The 17,666-nt window shown below is 61.5% G+C and carries 20 protein-coding genes; 7 read left to right on the top strand and 13 right to left on the bottom strand.

The genetic code is table 11. The features are described from left to right. Positions 1-27: 27 nt before the first annotated feature. Positions 28-861, bottom strand: coding sequence for a DUF6473 family protein (locus ROSMUCSMR3_RS16000; RefSeq protein WP_081507950.1), 834 nt, complete (start codon positions 859-861; stop codon positions 28-30). A gap of 160 nt (positions 862-1,021) precedes the next feature. Between ROSMUCSMR3_RS16000 and ROSMUCSMR3_RS15995 the strand changes: the two genes are divergently transcribed. After that, complete coding sequence (locus tag ROSMUCSMR3_RS15995) at positions 1,022-1,897, top strand: 3-hydroxybutyryl-CoA dehydrogenase (protein ID WP_008279947.1); 876 nt, start codon at positions 1,022-1,024, stop codon at positions 1,895-1,897. Between the two features lie 3 nt (positions 1,898-1,900). Here ROSMUCSMR3_RS15995 and ROSMUCSMR3_RS15990 read toward each other — a convergent pair whose 3' ends face one another. The 7 genes from ROSMUCSMR3_RS15990 to ROSMUCSMR3_RS15960 are packed head-to-tail and all read right to left on the bottom strand — an operon-like array spanning position 1,901 to position 7,333. Continuing rightward, positions 1,901-2,788, bottom strand: coding sequence for a lysophospholipid acyltransferase family protein (locus ROSMUCSMR3_RS15990; protein WP_008279946.1), 888 nt, complete (start codon positions 2,786-2,788; stop codon positions 1,901-1,903). 48 nt (positions 2,789-2,836) lie between these two features. Further along, positions 2,837-3,112, bottom strand: coding sequence for an HPr family phosphocarrier protein (locus ROSMUCSMR3_RS15985; protein ID WP_008279945.1), 276 nt, complete (start codon positions 3,110-3,112; stop codon positions 2,837-2,839). 16 nt (positions 3,113-3,128) lie between these two features. Further along, positions 3,129-3,521: a PTS sugar transporter subunit IIA gene (locus ROSMUCSMR3_RS15980; RefSeq protein ID WP_008279944.1), complete on the bottom strand. Its 393-nt coding sequence runs from the start codon at positions 3,519-3,521 to the stop codon at positions 3,129-3,131. A gap of 14 nt (positions 3,522-3,535) precedes the next feature. Then, a complete protein-coding gene (gene rapZ / locus ROSMUCSMR3_RS15975; protein WP_008279943.1) occupies positions 3,536-4,465 on the bottom strand; it encodes an RNase adapter RapZ in 930 nt (309 codons plus the stop codon). 12 nt (positions 4,466-4,477) lie between these two features. Continuing rightward, positions 4,478-4,915 (bottom strand): HPr kinase/phosphorylase, encoded by a 438-nt coding sequence (locus tag ROSMUCSMR3_RS15970; protein ID WP_081507949.1) that lies wholly within the window; start codon positions 4,913-4,915, stop codon positions 4,478-4,480. Between the two features lie 4 nt (positions 4,916-4,919). Continuing rightward, complete coding sequence (locus tag ROSMUCSMR3_RS15965) at positions 4,920-6,632, bottom strand: sensor histidine kinase (RefSeq protein WP_081507948.1); 1,713 nt, start codon at positions 6,630-6,632, stop codon at positions 4,920-4,922. Then, the gene (locus tag ROSMUCSMR3_RS15960; RefSeq protein ID WP_037273860.1) at positions 6,632-7,333 is read right to left on the bottom strand and encodes a response regulator transcription factor; all 702 of its coding nucleotides are present in this window, start codon (positions 7,331-7,333) and stop codon (positions 6,632-6,634) included. The genes ROSMUCSMR3_RS15965 and ROSMUCSMR3_RS15960 overlap by 1 nt, the downstream gene beginning before the upstream one ends. Positions 7,334-7,703: 370 nt before the next feature. Between ROSMUCSMR3_RS15960 and ROSMUCSMR3_RS15955 the strand changes: the two genes are divergently transcribed. The 5 genes from ROSMUCSMR3_RS15955 (at position 7,704) to ROSMUCSMR3_RS15935 (ending at position 12,213) form a co-directional block, all read left to right on the top strand. Continuing rightward, positions 7,704-9,302 (top strand): phosphoenolpyruvate carboxykinase, encoded by a 1,599-nt coding sequence (locus ROSMUCSMR3_RS15955; protein ID WP_081507947.1) that lies wholly within the window; start codon positions 7,704-7,706, stop codon positions 9,300-9,302. 152 nt (positions 9,303-9,454) lie between these two features. After that, positions 9,455-9,916: a RidA family protein gene (locus ROSMUCSMR3_RS15950; protein ID WP_008279938.1), complete on the top strand. Its 462-nt coding sequence runs from the start codon at positions 9,455-9,457 to the stop codon at positions 9,914-9,916. Continuing rightward, positions 9,913-10,680, top strand: coding sequence for a glycerophosphodiester phosphodiesterase family protein (locus ROSMUCSMR3_RS15945; protein ID WP_081507946.1), 768 nt, complete (start codon positions 9,913-9,915; stop codon positions 10,678-10,680). The genes ROSMUCSMR3_RS15950 and ROSMUCSMR3_RS15945 overlap by 4 nt, the downstream gene beginning before the upstream one ends. A gap of 55 nt (positions 10,681-10,735) precedes the next feature. Then, positions 10,736-11,920 carry a GNAT family N-acetyltransferase gene (locus tag ROSMUCSMR3_RS15940; RefSeq protein ID WP_008279935.1) on the top strand — a complete coding sequence of 395 codons (1,185 nt, stop codon included), beginning with the start codon at positions 10,736-10,738 and terminating at the stop codon, positions 11,918-11,920. Next, positions 11,917-12,213: a 4a-hydroxytetrahydrobiopterin dehydratase gene (locus tag ROSMUCSMR3_RS15935; RefSeq protein WP_008279934.1), complete on the top strand. Its 297-nt coding sequence runs from the start codon at positions 11,917-11,919 to the stop codon at positions 12,211-12,213. Before ROSMUCSMR3_RS15940 ends, ROSMUCSMR3_RS15935 begins: the two co-directional genes overlap by 4 nt. A gap of 69 nt (positions 12,214-12,282) precedes the next feature. Here ROSMUCSMR3_RS15935 and ROSMUCSMR3_RS15930 read toward each other — a convergent pair whose 3' ends face one another. Genes ROSMUCSMR3_RS15930 through ROSMUCSMR3_RS15910 form a run of 5 tightly spaced genes read right to left on the bottom strand, consistent with a single transcriptional unit; the run spans position 12,283 to position 15,345 of the window. After that, positions 12,283-12,663 (bottom strand): hypothetical protein, encoded by a 381-nt coding sequence (locus ROSMUCSMR3_RS15930; RefSeq protein WP_008279933.1) that lies wholly within the window; start codon positions 12,661-12,663, stop codon positions 12,283-12,285. 13 nt (positions 12,664-12,676) lie between these two features. After that, positions 12,677-12,979 (bottom strand): flagellar biosynthesis anti-sigma factor FlgM, encoded by a 303-nt coding sequence (gene flgM, locus ROSMUCSMR3_RS15925; RefSeq protein ID WP_008279932.1) that lies wholly within the window; start codon positions 12,977-12,979, stop codon positions 12,677-12,679. Positions 12,980-13,039: 60 nt separating this feature from the next. Then, positions 13,040-13,738, bottom strand: coding sequence for a flagellar basal body P-ring formation chaperone FlgA (flgA, locus tag ROSMUCSMR3_RS15920; RefSeq protein WP_081507945.1), 699 nt, complete (start codon positions 13,736-13,738; stop codon positions 13,040-13,042). Further along, the gene (locus tag ROSMUCSMR3_RS15915) at positions 13,735-14,823 is read right to left on the bottom strand and encodes a flagellar assembly protein T N-terminal domain-containing protein (RefSeq protein WP_081507944.1); all 1,089 of its coding nucleotides are present in this window, start codon (positions 14,821-14,823) and stop codon (positions 13,735-13,737) included. The genes flgA and ROSMUCSMR3_RS15915 overlap by 4 nt, the downstream gene beginning before the upstream one ends. Positions 14,824-14,826: 3 nt before the next feature. Next, positions 14,827-15,345, bottom strand: a complete 519-nt coding sequence (locus tag ROSMUCSMR3_RS15910; protein ID WP_008279929.1) for an LPP20 family lipoprotein — start codon at positions 15,343-15,345, stop codon at positions 14,827-14,829. Between the two features lie 162 nt (positions 15,346-15,507). Here ROSMUCSMR3_RS15910 and flhA point away from each other — a divergent pair, with 162 nt between their 5' ends. Next, positions 15,508-17,658, top strand: a complete 2,151-nt coding sequence (flhA, locus tag ROSMUCSMR3_RS15905; protein WP_081507943.1) for a flagellar biosynthesis protein FlhA — start codon at positions 15,508-15,510, stop codon at positions 17,656-17,658. Positions 17,659-17,666: the final 8 nt, after the last annotated feature.

Here is a 17,666-nt window from a genome sequence, read left to right as displayed (position 1 = left end):
AACCCGCGCCTGATCGGCGCGGGTTTTTTATTCGCGCAACAAGGATTCCAACACCGGCGACAGGGCACGCGATGCCTCGGAATGGGCCAGCAAACCGGGCAGATCGGCGGCGACCCCCTCTTGCATAGGATCAAACCGCATGCCGCGTGTGCCCTGCGCACAGGCCTCGGGGCTGATCACCACCTCAACCACATGGGCCGCCCGGGCCCCCACAGCGCGCAGCATGGCGCGGCTGACAAAGGCGGGATCGTCCGCGATGCCCGCTGCCTCATGCCCAAGGCCGGGCAGATGCCGCGAGAACCACATCAACACGACTGGCGCAGTCATCCGTTCAAGCAACGCCTGCATGCGCGCCACCCAGACCTCTTGCAGACCTTCGCGCAGCACCGCAAAACGGTCAGGCGAAATATCCGCCAAGCGCTGCATCATGTGGCGGGTAAAGTGGAACTCGGTAAAATCGACCTCGGGATAGAGGCGGCGCAAGCGGGGGCTCGCCTCTAGAAAGCGGTCGTTGCGGCGCGGATGCACCCGGTAGAACGGATTGCAAAGGTTGATCGCCCCCGGCACCTGCAACACCACGGCGCGCGCGGCTGACACCAAATCAAGCAGGCCCTCATCCTTGAGAAAGGCATCGACACCCGCATTTGGCCAGCCGAAATTGACGCAGGCCGTTCCCAAGGATCGCTCCATCAGATCAGGATAGGGTCGGTCAATGAAGGTGCCGTAGGTTTCAGTGCCGCCAAGGCAGGCCACGAAATCCCCCGTCAAGCGGCGCTGCGGGCCGCGAAATACCAATTTTGACCCGTCATACCGGACAGGCCGATAGTCGAGGGGCCTATGCCCCAAGCGTTCAAATCCCATGTTACCCACCTTGATCTACTCACCCATGGAAAGGGTGGACGATTCCTCTTGCTAAATCGCTAAACGACCAATTCGCGGATTATTTTACCTATCCCATGCCCTTGCGGCCTACGCCCGCTGCGGCCTATGCTGCTGCAGCAATCGGACAGGGATCGGGCGGATGGACATCACGAGAATCGGTGTGGTTGGCGCGGGCCAGATGGGCAACGGCATCGCCCATGTGATGGCTCTTGCGGGCTACGATGTGCTGCTCAACGACATCAGCGCCGAGGCGCTGGATCGTGCCATGGCGGCCGTCCGCAAGAACATGGAACGCCAAGTCAGCCGGGGCAAGATCGCGCAAGACACTATGGAGGCCGCACTAGCGCGGATCACCACCACCCAGACCCTGACCGACCTGGGCAAGACCGATCTGGTGATCGAAGCCGCGACCGAACGCGAGGCAGTCAAACAGGCAATCTTTGATGAACTCTTGCCGCATCTGGAGCCGCATACGATCCTGACCTCGAACACCTCGTCGATCTCGATCACGCGGCTTGCGAGCCGCACCGACCGACCCGAGAAATTCATGGGCTTTCATTTCATGAACCCGGTGCCGGTTATGCAACTGGTGGAACTGATCCGGGGCATCGCCACAGACAAGGACACGTTCAACGCCTGTCTCGCCGTGGTCGAGAAACTGGGCAAGACCGCAGCTTCTGCCGAGGATTTTCCGGCCTTCATCGTCAACCGCATCCTGATGCCGATGATCAACGAGGCCGTCTACACGCTCTATGAAGGGGTTGGAAACGTCAAATCCATCGACGAGTCCCTCAAACTTGGGGCCAATCACCCGATGGGGCCGCTGGAATTGGCGGATTTCATCGGGCTTGATACCTGTCTTGCGATCATGAATGTGCTGCATGACGGTCTGGCGGATACCAAGTATCGCCCCTGCCCGCTGTTGACGAAATATGTCGAGGCTGGGTGGCTCGGGCGCAAGACCGGGCGTGGGTTCTACGATTATCGCGGAGAAGTGCCCGTGCCCACGCGGTGAGCGTTACTTGCTGCTATCGCCCAATGAGAGCGTGTGGGCGCGCAGCCATTCCATGAAACCGCGCGGGTCGCTTTCCAGCATCGCCATGCGCTCGTCGCTGATCGGCGCACCTACAACCGGTTTCTGGGCATTGTTGCAGCTATGCACGACCTCATGCAAAAGCAAACCTTGCCGCAGGGTGGCAGACGTGCGGTTGGCGATCTGATACCAGCGAGAATTCGCCCCCGGAAAAAAGATCGGCACGACGCGCGCACCGGACCGCCGGATCATCTGCGCGGTGAAGACATTCCATTCCCGTTCTATCGCAGGCCCAAACATCGTATCGCTTGAGGCCACGACGCCCGAAGGAAATACGCTGATAACGCCGCCCTCTTTGAGATGCGCCATCGCCTTGGCACGCATCTCGACCGATTTGCGCTGTGCATCGGGTTCGTGGGGAAACGGGACAGAGATCATGTAAGAGGCCGCCACCTCGTCGATCCCGGTCAAAAGCGCGCGGGTGAGGATCTTGTAATCACTCCGCCGCCGACCGATCAGATCGGCAAGGATCATCCCATCCACCAGACCATGCGGATGGTTGGCCACCACCACCACCGGCCCCTCAAGCGGGATATGCGCCACTTCTTCATCCGGGGTCAGCAGGGGAATGCCCATGGTATCCAATGCCGCGCGCCAAAACGCCTGACCGGTTGGCGCACCACGTTTCTCGAACTTGCGGATCATGCGCAGGATGGTGATCTTGCCGGTCATCCATTCCATCACACGGATGATGAACGAAGTCAGCCCGTTGTCAAAACTATTGGCATAGGTCAGGCTGCGGCGGTCGTATTTAGTATAGAGGACCGTATCGCCCGTCTCTGTGCCGGACTCTGGCTGCGCCTTGATGTTCACTGCTTTGTTCCTGTCCCGCTCGTGTCGCGACTTCCCGATCCCGCGCGCTTACATGCTTTCGCCAAACCTGTCGGCAACCAGTGCCGAAACCGCCTCTGCCAGAGGGGTTGCATCCGGCCCAACGACTTCGACGTCAATAGTGGTTCCTTTGGCCGCTGCCAACATCAAAAGCCCCATGATGCTATCGCCCGAGGCGGATTGGCCATTGCAAGAGACCTCTGCACGGGCGTCAAAACCCTCGACCACCTCGACCAATTTGGCCGCGGCGCGGGCGTGCAACCCCTTTTCGTTGACGATCTCCATCCGGCGGATCACCTTGTCCATGCTCGCCCCTGCCTTCCTACTCTTCTGATACATTATGGCTGTCGATGTATTTGCGCCCTGCCTCAAGCGCGGCGCGCACCGCATCGGGCAACGGCATGTGTCGGCTCTTGGCCAGCTTGATCAGCATCGGCAGGTTCGCACCATAGAGTATGCGCCGATCATTCGGGCGACAGGCGCGCAGCGACAGGTTCGACGGCGAGCCGCCAAAGATATCGGTCACAAGCACAACGCCGCCACCTGTGTCGACCGCATCAGCCGCTGCACAGATCTCGTCTTGTTTGGCGGTGCGATCATGGTCGCCCTCGATGGAAATCGCCATCACCCCGGTCTGGGCCCCCACCACATGTTCGACGGCCCTGAGATACTCATTGGCCAGCCCGCCATGCGCCACGATCACGATCCCGATCAAGACTGCGTCACTCCTCAGACGTCGCGGGCGGGGCCGGGGGCCTCTGCCCCACTGCGCCGCTCCAGTTCTCGGTGCCTTATTGACACTTGCCAGCCATCTTTCGCAAGGGTCGCACCCAAAGTTTCTGCCATCGCCACGCTGCGATGTTGCCCGCCAGTGCAGCCAAAGCCTATCGAGAGATAAGCCTTGCCCTCGGTCTCATAAGCGGGAAGCAGCAGTTCGACAATCTCTGTTACCCGCTGGCGAAATTCTGCAAAGAGCGGATCGCCCGCAATATGCGCCGCCACTTGGGGCACACGCCCGTCAAGGGCCCGCAGGTCTGGCTGCCAATAGGGATTGCGTAGAAACCGGCAGTCAAACACCATATCAAGGCCGCGCGGCAGCCCACGCTTGTAGGAAAACGAATGCACCGAGACCGCAAGGCTTTCGGCATCGCCCGGCCCATACCAGCGCCCCAATTCTGCGCGCAGGTCATGCGGCGTCATGTCGGACGTGTCGATCAGCAGATCAGCCCGAACACGGACCGGGGCGAGCAAATCGAATTCGCGCGCGATTCCGGCCTCGGCACTCTCGTCCGGGGCCAGCGGATGCCGCCTGCGGGTTTCGGAAAACCGCCGTTGCAGGATTTCGGCGCGGCAATCAAGATATAGCACCTGCAACGGTTGGCCGGGGTGCCAATCACTGCGGTCGATCATCTCGATCAGGGCATTGGTCGAAAAATCACGATTGCGGGCATCAACACCAAGTGCCAGCGGCTTGTCGGATTTTGGCGCCTCCAAAAGACGCGGCAAGAGCGAGAGCGGCATATTGTCGATCGCTTCATAGCCCATATCCTCAAGCGCACGGATCGCGGTGCTGCGCCCGGCACCAGAAGGCCCCGTGACCAGAACAAGGCGATTGCGCGTCTTTCCGGCCTCTGTTCGAGCGTCAGGCTCGGACGGCATGGTGTGGCTCCTTCAGATCAACGTCCCATGCATGAGATATAGCAGGACCGCAGCCGGAAAATGAGCATGATCCGCTTTTTTTACAAGCGGCAGGCTCTGCCCCAGAAGATCGGCATGCTCGAGCGGTGGCAAGCGATCCGTGCTTTCGGTGTCCAGATCGACAATCAAAGCAAGCGGCTGTGGCCCGGTCGAGGGTATTTGCAGGATACCAACACCGCGCGCCTCGATCTGCCCGCGAATGGTTTCGGGCGCATCCGCCATGATACGCCCTGCCTCAAGCCAGAGACGGGTGCGGTCATCGGCGACCAACCCCGCGCCAAGCGCCAGAAGTTGCAGGGCAAGGCCGGACTTTCCGCGCCCCGATGCCCCCCGGATCAGCACCGCGCGGCCAGAATGCGCCACGCAGGTGGCATGTAGGATGATACCGTCAGGATGAGGCGTGTCTGTCACCGGCTCAGACCGGCAGACCCACGACAAAGCGCGCGCCCAAGGGATCTGAGGTGGCATCGGCATGGGTGGGACGAATGTTTTCGGCCCAGATCACACCATCATGCGCCTCGACGATCTGTTTGGAGATCGCAAGACCAAGGCCAGAATTATTGCCGAAATCCCCCTCGGGCCGCTCGGAGTAGAAGCGTTGGAAGACCTTTTCCAGCGCCTGTTCAGGGATACCAGGGCCGGTATCTTCGACCACCACCAGCACGCGGTTGGCACGGCGGCGCGCCCAAACGCGGATTGCGTCACCCTCTTCGCAGAAACTGATGGCATTGGTGATGAGATTGACAAACACCTGTGCCAATCGCCCCTCAAGCCCGGTGGTGACGATGGGCTGAGGCGGGAAATCCATGATGAATTCGATCCCGTTCTTCTGCGCCTCTTCGCCCAGATATGTCCCGAGGTTCTGCAACATCTTGAGCAGATCAAAGGATTCTTGTTCTTCCTTGACCAATTCGCTGTCAAGCCGCGAGGCATTGGAAATATCGCTCACCAGACGGTCCAGACGGCGCACATCATGTTCGATCACCTCCAACAGACGCTCGCGCTGATCGTCGCGCTTGGCAATGCGCATGGTGCCCACGGCAGAGCGCAGGCTGGCGAGAGGGTTCTTGATCTCATGGGCCACGTCAGCGGCGAATTGCTCGTTGCTGTCGATCCGGTGGTAAAGCGCCGAGACCATGCCACGCAACGCACCGCTAAGACGCCCGATTTCATCGGGGCGCGCGGTCAGGTCGGGGATACGGATACGTCCCTTGGCCCCTTTGCCCTTGTTACGGTCGCGCCCGATTTCCGCAGCCGCCGCCAGATCGGCCAAGGGGTTCGAAATGGTCGAGGCAAGAATGAGGCTGAGACCCACCGATACCAAAGTGGCAATCAGGAACATCTGAAGCACGCGCTCGCGCTCTACCCTTGCCAGCTTGTCAATCTCGCCGCTGGCATTGGCCAACGCCACCACCGCGACAGGTGTATTGCCTTGCATCACCGGGGCGGCCACCGTCAGAACAACGCCCTGCGCGGTCTCGGCGGTGCGCACTTCTACGCCGCCGCCCACTGCCAGATCGACCATGTCGCGGGCCACATCCTCGACCACACGGCTGGCAGAGACCTGATCCACGCCAGAAAACGGGCTTGAAATCCGATCCCACACCCGGCTGAGAAAATCCGTCATTGGCGTTGATGGCAGGGTCGCAGTGCGGTCCTGCCCCATCGTATCGCCCTGCTTGCGCCCCACCAACATGCCGGTGCGATCAAACAAAAACACCTCTGTTCCGGTCTGAATATCCAGATTGTCCAGCGTGGTGGCCATATCCACCCCATCGCCGGTTGCAAAACTGACCGGCGCACCGACGGGCAGACGCGCCTCGACCACATCCGCGATCAGGGCTGTCTGCACCATCAGGCTGTTGGCGCGCTGCATCGCGAGATTGTCGCGTGACGAATTGAGATAGAGGATACCCACAACCAGCACGTTGAGCGCAATCAGGTTGAAGGTGATAATCTTGCGCGTCAGCGAGGAGTCACGAAAGCTGAACCAGCCGCGTTTGGCGCGGCGGGCATTCAGCTCTCCTTCGTCCAGACGATCCGGTGCGACAAAATCATCGCCAAGGACAAGGTCGTTATCCTTTCGCGGCTCCACGCTCCGCACCCCTATCCGCTCGACCAGAGCCATTATTCTTCGTTGTACCGATATCCGATACCATAAAGCGTCTCGATTGCCGAAAACTCAGGATCGACCATGCGCAGCTTCTTGCGCAACCGCTTGATATGGCTGTCGATGGTGCGGTCGTCGACATAGACCTGATCATCATAGGCCACATCCATCAGCTGATCGCGGCTTTTGACGAAGCCGGGCCGCTTGGCCAGCGCCTGCAGCAGCAGGAATTCGGTCACGGTGAGTGACACATCCTGCCCTTTCCAGCTGACCGAATGGCGCAGCGGATCCATCAAAAGATTGCCGCGTTCGATCACCTTGGTTTCTTCGGTTTCGACCACGACATGCCCATTGGCTGCATCCTGACGGCGCAGAAGGGCGCGGATCCGTTCCACCAGCAAGCGCTGCGAGAACGGCTTTTTCACATAGTCATCGGCGCCCATGCGCAGGCCCAGAACCTCGTCGATCTCATCATCCTTGGAGGTGAGGAAGATCACGGGCATCTGCGATTTCTGGCGCAGGCGTTGCAACAGGTCCATGCCATCCATGCGCGGCATCTTGATGTCGAGCACGGCCATATCGGGCAATTTCTTGCTAAAGGCGTCAAAGGCCTGTTGGCCATCATTATAGGTTTCAACCTCAAAGCCTTCGGCTTCGAGTGTCATGGATACGGATGTCAGAATATTCCTGTCATCGTCCACGAGGGCGATTTTGGACATAGTTCTATTCCTTTTACTGCTCGGTCTGCCTGCATTTTTTGTGCCACTATGCTCTGTTTCCGGTCGTTTGATCAATTCAAATCTGCGAATCAGCCGGGTCGCCATGGTCGATTGACGCAGAAATTTCTTGAGAATGGCTAAATTGACTCACTTTACACGCTCTGGCAGTGCAATGTTTGCGCCACCATCCACTTGGTTGCGCTAACCTGCGGCTGGTTGCGCTAACCATATGAATCTGCCCTGTTATTTTTCCAAAGCGGCATGTTAAGAGCCGCCCAGCCGGGCATGCTGCCCGACCGACGCCGCCCAAGCGGCGCCCTGAACGATCCCGTAGCAAAGCTGCGGATCTGGCGAACAGGAGCTTGACAATATGACATTCGGACGGGTGAACCCGCATTTCCAGCTTGAGGATCAAGGTATCACGGGGCTGGGAACGGTCCATTACAACCTCATCGAACCGGCCCTGATCGAAGCCGCGCTAAAGGCCGGTGAGGGCACCCTGGGCCAAGGCGGCACGCTGCTTGTGACCACCGGCAAATTCACCGGCCGGTCGCCCAAGGACAAGCATATCGTCAAAACCGACAGTGTTGCCGACACGATCTGGTGGGAAAACAACGCCGCCATGTCGCCCGAAGGGTTCGATGCGCTCTATGCCGATATGCTGACCTATCTTAAGGGGCGCGATGTTTTTGTTCAGGATCTGATCGGCGGTGCCGACCCCGCGCATTCCATCAACATGCGGATGATTTCGGAACTGGCGTGGCACAGTCTTTTCAACCGGACCATGCTACGGCGTCCGAAGCGCGACGCGCTGGACAGCTTCATCGCTGATTTCACGGTCATCAATTGCCCGGGGTTCAAGGCAGATCCCGAACGCCACGATTGCCGCTCGGAAACGGTGATCGCAATGAATTTCGACCGCAAGCTGATCCTTGTGGGCAATACCGAATACGCCGGTGAAAACAAGAAATCGGTGTTCTCGCTGCTGAACTACCTCTTGCCGGAAAAAGGCATCATGCCGATGCATTGCTCCGCCAATCACGCGGAGGGCAATCCGGTGGATACCGCCATCTTCTTTGGCCTCTCGGGCACGGGCAAAACCACGCTATCGGCTGATCCCAACCGCACGCTCTTGGGTGATGACGAACATGGCTGGTCGGATCGTGGCACCTTCAACTTCGAGGGGGGCTGCTATGCCAAGACCATCAATCTGAGCGCCGAGGCAGAGCCGGAAATCTATGCCACCTGCGGCATGTTCGGCACGATCATCGAAAATATGGTGTTCGATCCTGAAACGCAGGAGCTGGATTTCGAGGATGACAGCCTGACGCCCAACATGCGCTGCGCCTATCCGCTGCATTACATCTCGAACGCGTCAGAGACCGCGCTTGGTGGGCACCCCAAGAATGTCATCATGCTGACCTGCGATGCCTTTGGCGTATTGCCGCCAATCTCGCGGCTCACCCCGGCACAGGCGATGTATCACTTCCTCTCTGGTTTCACCTCCAAGATGGCGGGCACGGAGCGGGGAATTGATGAACCGCAGCCCGTGTTCTCCACCTGCTTTGGCGCGCCCTTCATGCCGCGCCGGCCAGAGGTCTATGGCAACCTTCTGCGCGAAAAGATTGCCAAGCATGGCGCAACCTGCTGGCTGGTCAACACCGGCTGGACGGGCGGCGCATTCGGCACCGGATCGCGGATGCCGATCAAAGCGACGCGGGCGCTTTTGACCGCTGCTCTCGATGGCTCGCTCAACGATGTGGAGTTCCGCAAGGACCCGAATTTCGGCTTTGAAGTGCCCGTGGCGGTTCCCGGCGTGGCCGAGGTGCTGCTTGATCCGCGCCGCACCTGGACCGATCCCACCGCCTATGATGCGCAGGCCGCCAAGCTGGTGCAGATGTTTGCCGATAATTTCGCGCAATATGTCCCCTTTATCGACGAGGATGTGCGCGCGGCGTCGCTGGGCTAAGCCCCCCCATTCGGGAACGCCTGGACCCTCGCCTTGACGGGCGGGGGTTTTTCTTTGGGCGCAAATCGCGCGCGTCCTGTCGGATTTCCGATTTCCTTCGCCGCGCTCTGCCGTTAGCGTCCCGCCAATGTAGTCAGAAGGGAGACAAAGATATGAGCCAGTTCGAGAAAAAGCTTGCCGAGATGGGCGTAACCCTACCCGAGGCCCCTGCCCCCGCCGCCAATTACGTGCCCTATGTGCAGGCCGGTGACATGCTTTTTGTCTCGGGCCAGATTGCCAAGGAGGGCGACACGCTCTTGACCGGCAAACTGGGCGATGATCTTGACGTGGCGGATGGGGCCAAGGCCGCGCGCGCCTGTGCGATTGCCCTTTTGGCGCAGGTCAAAGCAGCCTGCGGCGGTGATCTTGACCGGCTGGTTCGGGTGGTGAAATTGACGGGTTTCGTCAACTCAACCGCCGATTTCACCCAGCAACCCGCCGTCATCAACGGCGCGTCCGACTTTATCGGAGAGGCCTTGGGCGATGCAGGCAAACACGCGCGTGCCGCTGTTTCGGCCCCCTCATTGCCTTTTGGCGTGGCGGTGGAAATCGACGGGGTATTCCAAATCAAATGAGCGCGCTGCCCGACGGTTTCCGCCGTATCCCGCTGGCCCATCGCGGCCTGCATGACGTGACCGATGGTCGCCCCGAGAATTCACGCGCAGGTATCGCAGCGGCAATTGCGGCAGGTTATGGGATCGAGATCGACCTGCAACTGAGCCGTGACAATCAGGCGATAGTGTTTCACGACTACGACCTTGGCCGGCTTACGGCGGAAAAAGGCCCGGTGCGCCAACGCGATGCGGCGGACCTCGCGCAAATCCCGCTTTTGGGCGGGGATGAGGGGATACCCGACCTGCCACAGATCCTTGACCTTGTGGCAGGCCGCGTCCCGCTCTTGATCGAGCTGAAGGATCAGCAGGGGCAAATGGGCGCAAGCTGTGGCACGCTCGAGGCCGCCACCGCAGCGGCGCTTGCGGGCTATGTGGGGCCGGTTGCAGTCATGTCTTTCAACCCGGATATGGTGGTGCAGATGGCCCAACTTGCCCCCGATACGCCGCGCGGTATCGTTACTTGCGCCTACACGCCCGAGGATTGGCCGCTGTTGCGCGCAGAAACCCGCGCGCGTCTGCGCGACATCCCGGATTACGAGGCAAGTGGCGCTTGCTTTGTCAGCCATGACATCGACGATCTGACCGCCCCGCGCCTAGACACCCTGCGCGCCAAGGGGGCCGCGATCCTCTGCTGGACCGTGCGCAGCCCAGAGGCCGAGGCGGAGGCGCGCAAACATGCCGACAATATCACCTTTGAGCGCTATTTGCCCGATCACCCGGCTTGATCCGCGCGCCGCGTGACCCAATTAATCCGCCGGGGCAAAGGAACCGTCAGGGCAGATGACGCAAGATCAGATCACCGTCACCCTGCATGAGCGCCTGTCCGACATCGGGCAGGTGGCTTGGGATGCCTGCGCCTGTCCCGAAACCGCCGAAGGCAGGCCAGACGATCCTTTCACCACCTACCGCTTTCTCAAGGCCTTGGAAGACAGCCGCTCGGTCGGCACGGGCAGCGGTTGGCAACCGCATTACCTGAGCGCCGAACAGCATGGTCAGATCATCGCCGTGGCCCCGCTTTACCTAAAATCCCACTCTCAAGGCGAATACATCTTTGATCACAACTGGGCGCATGCCTATGAACGTGCGGGCGGGCGCTATTACCCGAAATTCCAGATCGCCGTGCCCTTTACCCCCGCGACAGGCCGCCGCCTGTTAACCCGTCCGGGGTATGAGGACACGGGGCGCGCAGCATTGATTGAGGGCGCGCGCGATGTGGCGCTGCGCAATGGGCTGTCATCGCTGCATATCACATTTTGCACGCAAGCAGAGTCAGAGGCGGGCGCGGCCCTTGGCCTATTGCCCCGGCGCAGCCAGCAATATCACTGGATCAATCGCGGCTATGCCGATTTTGACGCCTTTTTGGCCGATCTATCCTCGCGCAAGCGCAAAGCGATCCGCAAGGAACGCGCCCGCGCTGCAGAGTTCGGCGGCGAGATTGTGACCCTGACCGGCGATCAGATCCTGCCCGAACACTGGGACGCGGTCTGGGCCTTTTATCAGGACACCGGCGCGCGCAAATGGGGCACGCCCTATCTCACCCGCGCCTTTTTCACCCGTGCGCATGAAACGCTGCGCGATGATATATTGCTGATCCTCGCCTTGCGAAACGGGCAACCTATAGCGGGTGCTTTGAACCTGATCGGCGCATCGGCGCTTTATGGCCGGTATTGGGGCGCGATCGAGGATCATCCCTGCCTGCATTTCGAACTCTGTTATTACCGGGCTATCGAATTTGCGATTGCTCAGGGTCTGCAAAGAGTAGAGGCTGGCGCGCAGGGCGAACATAAATTGGCGCGCGGCTATCTGCCGGTGGCCACACATTCGCTGCATTGGCTGCGCGATCCCGGCTTTGCCGAGGCGGTGGCGCAGTATCTCAAGGCCGAGCGTGCCGCAGTTGACCAGGATATAGATATCCTCACCAGCTATGGGCCGTTCCGCAAGACCGCACAGGAGGATCACGAATGACCGAGAAGCTCAGCGACACCGCCCGCAAGACAACGCTGGCACCGCTTTTGGAGAATGGCTGGGCCATGGTCGAGGGGCGTGATGCCATCTCCAAGACCTATAAATTCAGCGACTTTCCCGAAGCTATGGGGTTCATGACCCGTGCCGCGATCTGGGCCGAGAAGTGGAACCACCATCCCGAATGGTTCAATGTCTATTCCCGTGTCGAGGTTACGCTGACCACACATGATGTGGACGGATTGAGCAGCCTTGACGTGAAACTCGCGCGCAAGTTCGACGGGCTAGTGGGCTGACGCGCAAAAAGAAAACGCCCCGGCCTATGGCCGGGGCGTGATTATTACAGGTTCGTACTTTGTTTGCGCTTAGTGCTTGCGCAGCTTGCGGATTGCTTCCAGCTCCGAGGCGCTAATGCCGGTGTTGCGGGCGATGCTGTCGGGCTTTTGGCCAAATCGGGCCATGTCGATGGCCTGTTCGATCATGCGGTCACTCACCAGCCAGTCGAAATCGCGGCGCATCTCGTCCATGCGGTCGGCGATGCTCATCAGCGATGCCTCGTCGCTCAGGCCCAGTCTGTGACCCAGACGCCGTGCGATATGGTCAATCTCCGGATCGCTCAACCGCAGGACCTGTCCGCTCAGATGCGCCAACATTCGCGCGATCCGAACCGAGACCGCCACAAGCAGCGGCAGGGTGATCATGCAAAGCACCGCGAGCGCGTAGAGGGTAATTTCAAAGTAGGTCATGCTCTGCCTTGTCTCAGCGCGTCATCGCGCTGTAGTCCTGAAAAATGCTGTCGGCGATGCGCTTGGCATCAACCGGATAGTTGCCGTTGGCGACCGCCTCTTTGATCCGCGAGACACGCTCGGCATCAAAGGGCGGGCCTTGCTCGACCATTTTCTCGATCACCCCGACCGAGGCCGAAGAGCTGAGTTTCACGGAATCCACCGCACTGACGGGCTTGTGTGCCTTGGCACCGCTGGCACCGCCCGGTGAGGCCTCGGTCGAGACCGGCATGAGCCGCGGTCGCGCGGCGTGGGAAGAATTGACTGAATCGACCATCTGATCTCTCCGGTGAGGCGCCATTGGGGCGCTGTTCTTGGAGTGAAAAACGGCAGGTCTTCACCGAATGTTAGGACGCACCGTCACTTTGTTGCGTCCCGTCACGGTGACATGCACCACCTCGCCACTGCCAGCATTGGTCACGCGGATATCCTGCCCCATCTGGCCGGGCTCCAGCGCGACGCCTGCTGCCTCGATCCGAATACCGCCGAGATCGGTGGCAATCGTCACCGGGCCGCCCACATCGACCTGCCAGTCATGTTCCAGATGCCGCGCCAAAAGCGGCTGACCGGCACCCAAGTTGCTTTTGAGGCGGCGACCGATAGCCGTCTCTGGCGACATCACCAGATCGCCCCGCGCGCGCGCGCCAATCGGGGCTTCACGCAGATGCGTGGCCTCAAGAACGGTGCCGCGCGGCAGGCTTTCGGTCAGCACCAGAGCGGGGCGTTGCGGTGCATCGTCGGTCACCCCCGGCAGGCGTGGCGCGGCGGCCCCGCCTTCGATCCGGATCACCCGGCTCCAGCCACCCGGGCTGGCGCAGGTCACTTGCACCGCCTGCCAGCCGCCCTGATGTGGCGCGACGTTGAGGGGGTCCATACAAGGGGGATAGGGCCGATTGGCCGAGACCACCGGCGCGCCCCCCTGCCCTGCATCGCGCAGCGCTTGCGCAATCACCGCCTGCACCGCCTGTCCGTCCAGAGCCGCTGCATCAAGGGGCAAGAGGCAGGCCAAAACCACAGCAATTCCGCCCCGGATCACAGCCCCGCCTCGACAAAATAGACCCGCAAGCCATTGAAACTTGCCGGGGATCGTGTGGGATCGAGCGGGCGTAGCGTGGTATGGCGATTGTCGAGGCTGACCACTTCCAACAGGCCGAAACCGTCATTGGGATCATCGACAAAAGCAAGGCTTGCCCGCGTCAGCCCATGCCGACGCCCCAAGGGCACGCTCAGCCCATCCGCACCCAACGCCAGACGCGCCTCGGCGGGTTGGCAGGCCAGACCGTCGAGCATGGCGCGCACCTCTAGCAAGAGGCCAGCAGTTAGATCGGTTTCCGCGCGGCTGCGGCTCTGGCCCGCGACATAGCCCGCAAAGCCGCCACGCGGCACCATGGCCTCGCGCTGAAAGCGGCGGGTGACGTTGGTGCCGTCTTGCCCCATCAGCGCAAGGTCAAGCGTGAGGCGCAAGAGCTTGCCTTGCCGCTCCACGGTGATGCTTTGGCTCATGCGGTGATCGCCCGGCGCGGGCAGGGATTGCCCCCGTGTCAGCGCGGTGTAATCCAGCGCCGCCGCAACCGGCGCGGCAGAGACGGGCGCGATCCGTTCCAGATCGGTATCAGGATGGGCGCGCAGTACCTCCATCAGGTCGCGTGCCAGCCCCTGCGCTAGGGGTTCCGCCCAGGCCGAGGCCTCGGGGGTTACCCGGATTTGCGGCGGCGTGGCGCTGACCGTCATCCGCCGGCGCGACGCACAGGCACCCACCGGCATCGGCCCAACTTCCGCCGCGACCCGCACCAACCATTCCCCGTTCTGCAACTGGGCAGACAGGACACGGTGGGTCAGAATACGCCCCGTGGGGCGCAAAATGGTCAGATCAGCGGTGATACGCCCCTTGTCCATCGCGGTATGACCGCGCAAGGACGCCCCACCCGACAGCGCCGCCGTCACCAGCGCCTCGCCAATCGCGCGGCGGCGTGCCGCGTCCTGATCGGCGGCAGAGGCGACATAGGCCCGCCCCTCAGCCTCAACCCAGAGCGTTGCCTCTTTGGCCCCAGCCGCGGCACAAAAGAGGCTGCTCAGCAGAACCAGAAACCAGAATTGCGGCCGAAACACATGCCCCCACATGGCCTAGCCCCGCTGCCGCACGGCGCGCAGGATGTAGCGGACCGTATCGGGATCAAGTGCCAGCACCACCTCAAAGGAATCGTCGCCTTTGGGCGTGATCCGCAGGGTGCGCGCCCCCCGGATTTCACCTGCCACCACCGCGCGCACCGTGTCGCTGCGCAGAACCTGATCGTGCAGCGTGCTTTCGGAATTGATGCGGATGCCGTGGATTTGCTCGGTCAGATCGCGGATCGCCTCAAGCCGCGCAGCGCGGATCGCCATCAGGCGCCGCTCGTTGATCGAGGCCCCCGGCTGGGTCGAGACCTGCGACAGGCCAAGCCCGGTGAATTGCACCACCTCAGGTGCCTGCGCCGCCGCAGGCACAGGCAGGCCCGACAGATCATCCCGCAACTGGGCCACAGCCTCGGTTCGGGGGCTGGCATCGGCAGGCAGGGCATCGACCGCACGACCGGATGACATGCAGGCACCAAGCGGCATCAAGGCCAGCGGCAAGAGCAGGGGACGAAGCAATCTGGAGAACATGGGAACCTCTTTTGACGGGGCCAGACAGGCGCGGTTTTCAGCGCCAGACCTGCAAGGTGCGTGCCAGCCCCAAGCCCATTCCACCCCCCCGCCGTGAGACCCGAAAATTGGCACGCGATTTGCACCGATTACCCCGATGTGATGCAACACAAGGGATACCCGATGGCCGCGCTGAGCCGTGCCTCTTACCGCCCGCAACTCGGGGCTGGCCTGCTGCCTGTGGGCATCCTCGCCGTTGTGGCGATGATGGTGCTGCCGCTGCCCTTGGCGCTGCTCGACATTTTCTTTGTATTCAACATCCTTCTGTCGCTTTTGGTGCTGATGGTCGCGCTCTATAGCTACCGTCCGCTTGATTTCTCGTCTTTTCCGTCGGTCCTGCTGATTGCCACCGTGTTCCGCCTTGCGCTCAACGTGGCCTCGACGCGGATCGTTCTGACCTCGGGGCACGAGGGCAGCGGGGCGGCGGGCAAGGTGATCGAAGCCTTTGGCAATTTCGTGATTGCCGGCAATTTCGCTGTGGGTCTGGTGGTTTTTGTGATCCTCGTGATCATCAACCTGATGGTTATCACCAAGGGTGCCGGTCGCGTGTCCGAGGTGTCGGCCCGCTTCACCCTCGATGCCATGCCCGGCAAGCAGATGGCGATTGACGCCGATCTCAACGCTGGAATTCTAACCCCGGAACAAGCGCGCGCACGCCGCGCCGAAGTGGGCGAAGAGGCGGATTTCTACGGTGCCATGGATGGTGCCTCGAAATTCGTCAAGGGTGACGCCATTGCCGGTATCCTGATCCTCGCCGCCAATATTCTGGGCGGTATTGTGATTGGCACCGCACAGCACGGGCTCTCGCTGGGCCAAGCGGCGGAAACCTACGTGCTCTTGTCCATCGGCGATGGTCTTGTGGCGCAAATCCCGTCGCTCTTGCTCTCGATCGCCACGGCAGTGATCGTGACACGTGTGGCCTCGACCAAAGACATGACGGGCCATATCGGCAGCCAGATCGGCATGCACCGGGCGTGGCTGCCCGTGGCGGCGGTCATGGCCATCATGGGCCTCATTCCGGGCATGCCGAACCTGCTCTTTCTCATCGCAGCGCTTGCCGCAGGCGGCGTAGCCTGGGCCACCCGCAAACAGCTCGCCCCCGGTGAGACCGCACCTGCGGCTGCCCCCGGCCAAGCGCCGCGTCGCGCAGCACTTCCCGCCCCGGGCGGCGCAAGCGCCGGACAGACGGGCACGCGCCCAGATACAAGCGGGGCCATCACCGCCGAAGAGGTGACGGATTATGCCCCCATCACCATCCAGATCGGTTTCGGCCTCATTCCCCTGATCGAAGAGGGTGCCGGCGGCGCGCTCGTATCGCGCATTACCGGCATCCGGCGCGAAGTGTCGACGGCCATGGGCTTTGTCATTCCCGGCGTGCGCATCCGCGACGATATGGGCCTGCCTGCCAACAGCTACCGCATCCGTATCCGTCAGGCCATCGTGGCCGAGGATATGGCCTATCCAGATCGCAAGCTGGCGCTGCCCGGCGGCGGCACCACCCGGAAGCTGCGCGGGATCGAGGTCAAGGACCCGTCCTTTGGCATGGATGCCGTCTGGATTCAGCCGCATCAACAGACCGAGGCCGAGGCGGATGACTACGTCGTGGTTGAACCCGCCTCTGTGGTCGCCACCCATCTCAGCCAGATGCTTTATGCCCATGCCGCCGATCTCTTGGGCGCGGATGACGTGCAGGGGCTCTTGGACAATCTGGAACGCTCGGCCCCGACGCTGGTCGAATCCGTGGTGCCGAAACTGGTGCCGCTGCATGTGCTGACCGCCGTTTTGCGCGCGCTCTTGCGAGAGCGGATGCCGATTGCCGACCTGCCACGCATCCTCGAAGACCTGGCAGGCATGTCCGCCCGCCTCAGCGAACCGCAGGATATGGCCGAGGCGCTGCGCCCTGCGCTTGCCCCGCAACTCTTGCAACAGATTGCACCACTCAAAGATAGCCTGCACCTGATCACGCTGGCCCCCGAACTCGAAGATTTGTTGACCCGGTCCAAGCATGAGAGCGCCGGGCTGATCGTCGAGCAGGGGTTAACGCGCCAGATCCTTGGCCAGTTGAACGAGGCGCAGGAAGCGCTGGCCGGTCAGGGCCGACAGGCGGTCGTGGTGGTTTCCGCCGCGCTGCGCCGCGCCTTTGCCGCCTTTCTGCGCACCCATGGTGTCGATGCCATCGTGATGGCCGTCTCCGAACTGCCCGATAATCGCCGCGTCGAGATTGCCGCCTCTATCGGCGGTGCCAGAACCGCCCCGCCAAAACCGTCCAACTGAGGATGTGA

The organism is Roseovarius mucosus, assembly GCF_002080415.1.
Lineage (GTDB): Bacteria > Pseudomonadota > Alphaproteobacteria > Rhodobacterales > Rhodobacteraceae > Roseovarius > Roseovarius mucosus_A.
The sequence above is the reverse complement of the archived record's forward strand: the minus strand, read 5'-3'. Positions and strand labels throughout refer to the sequence as shown.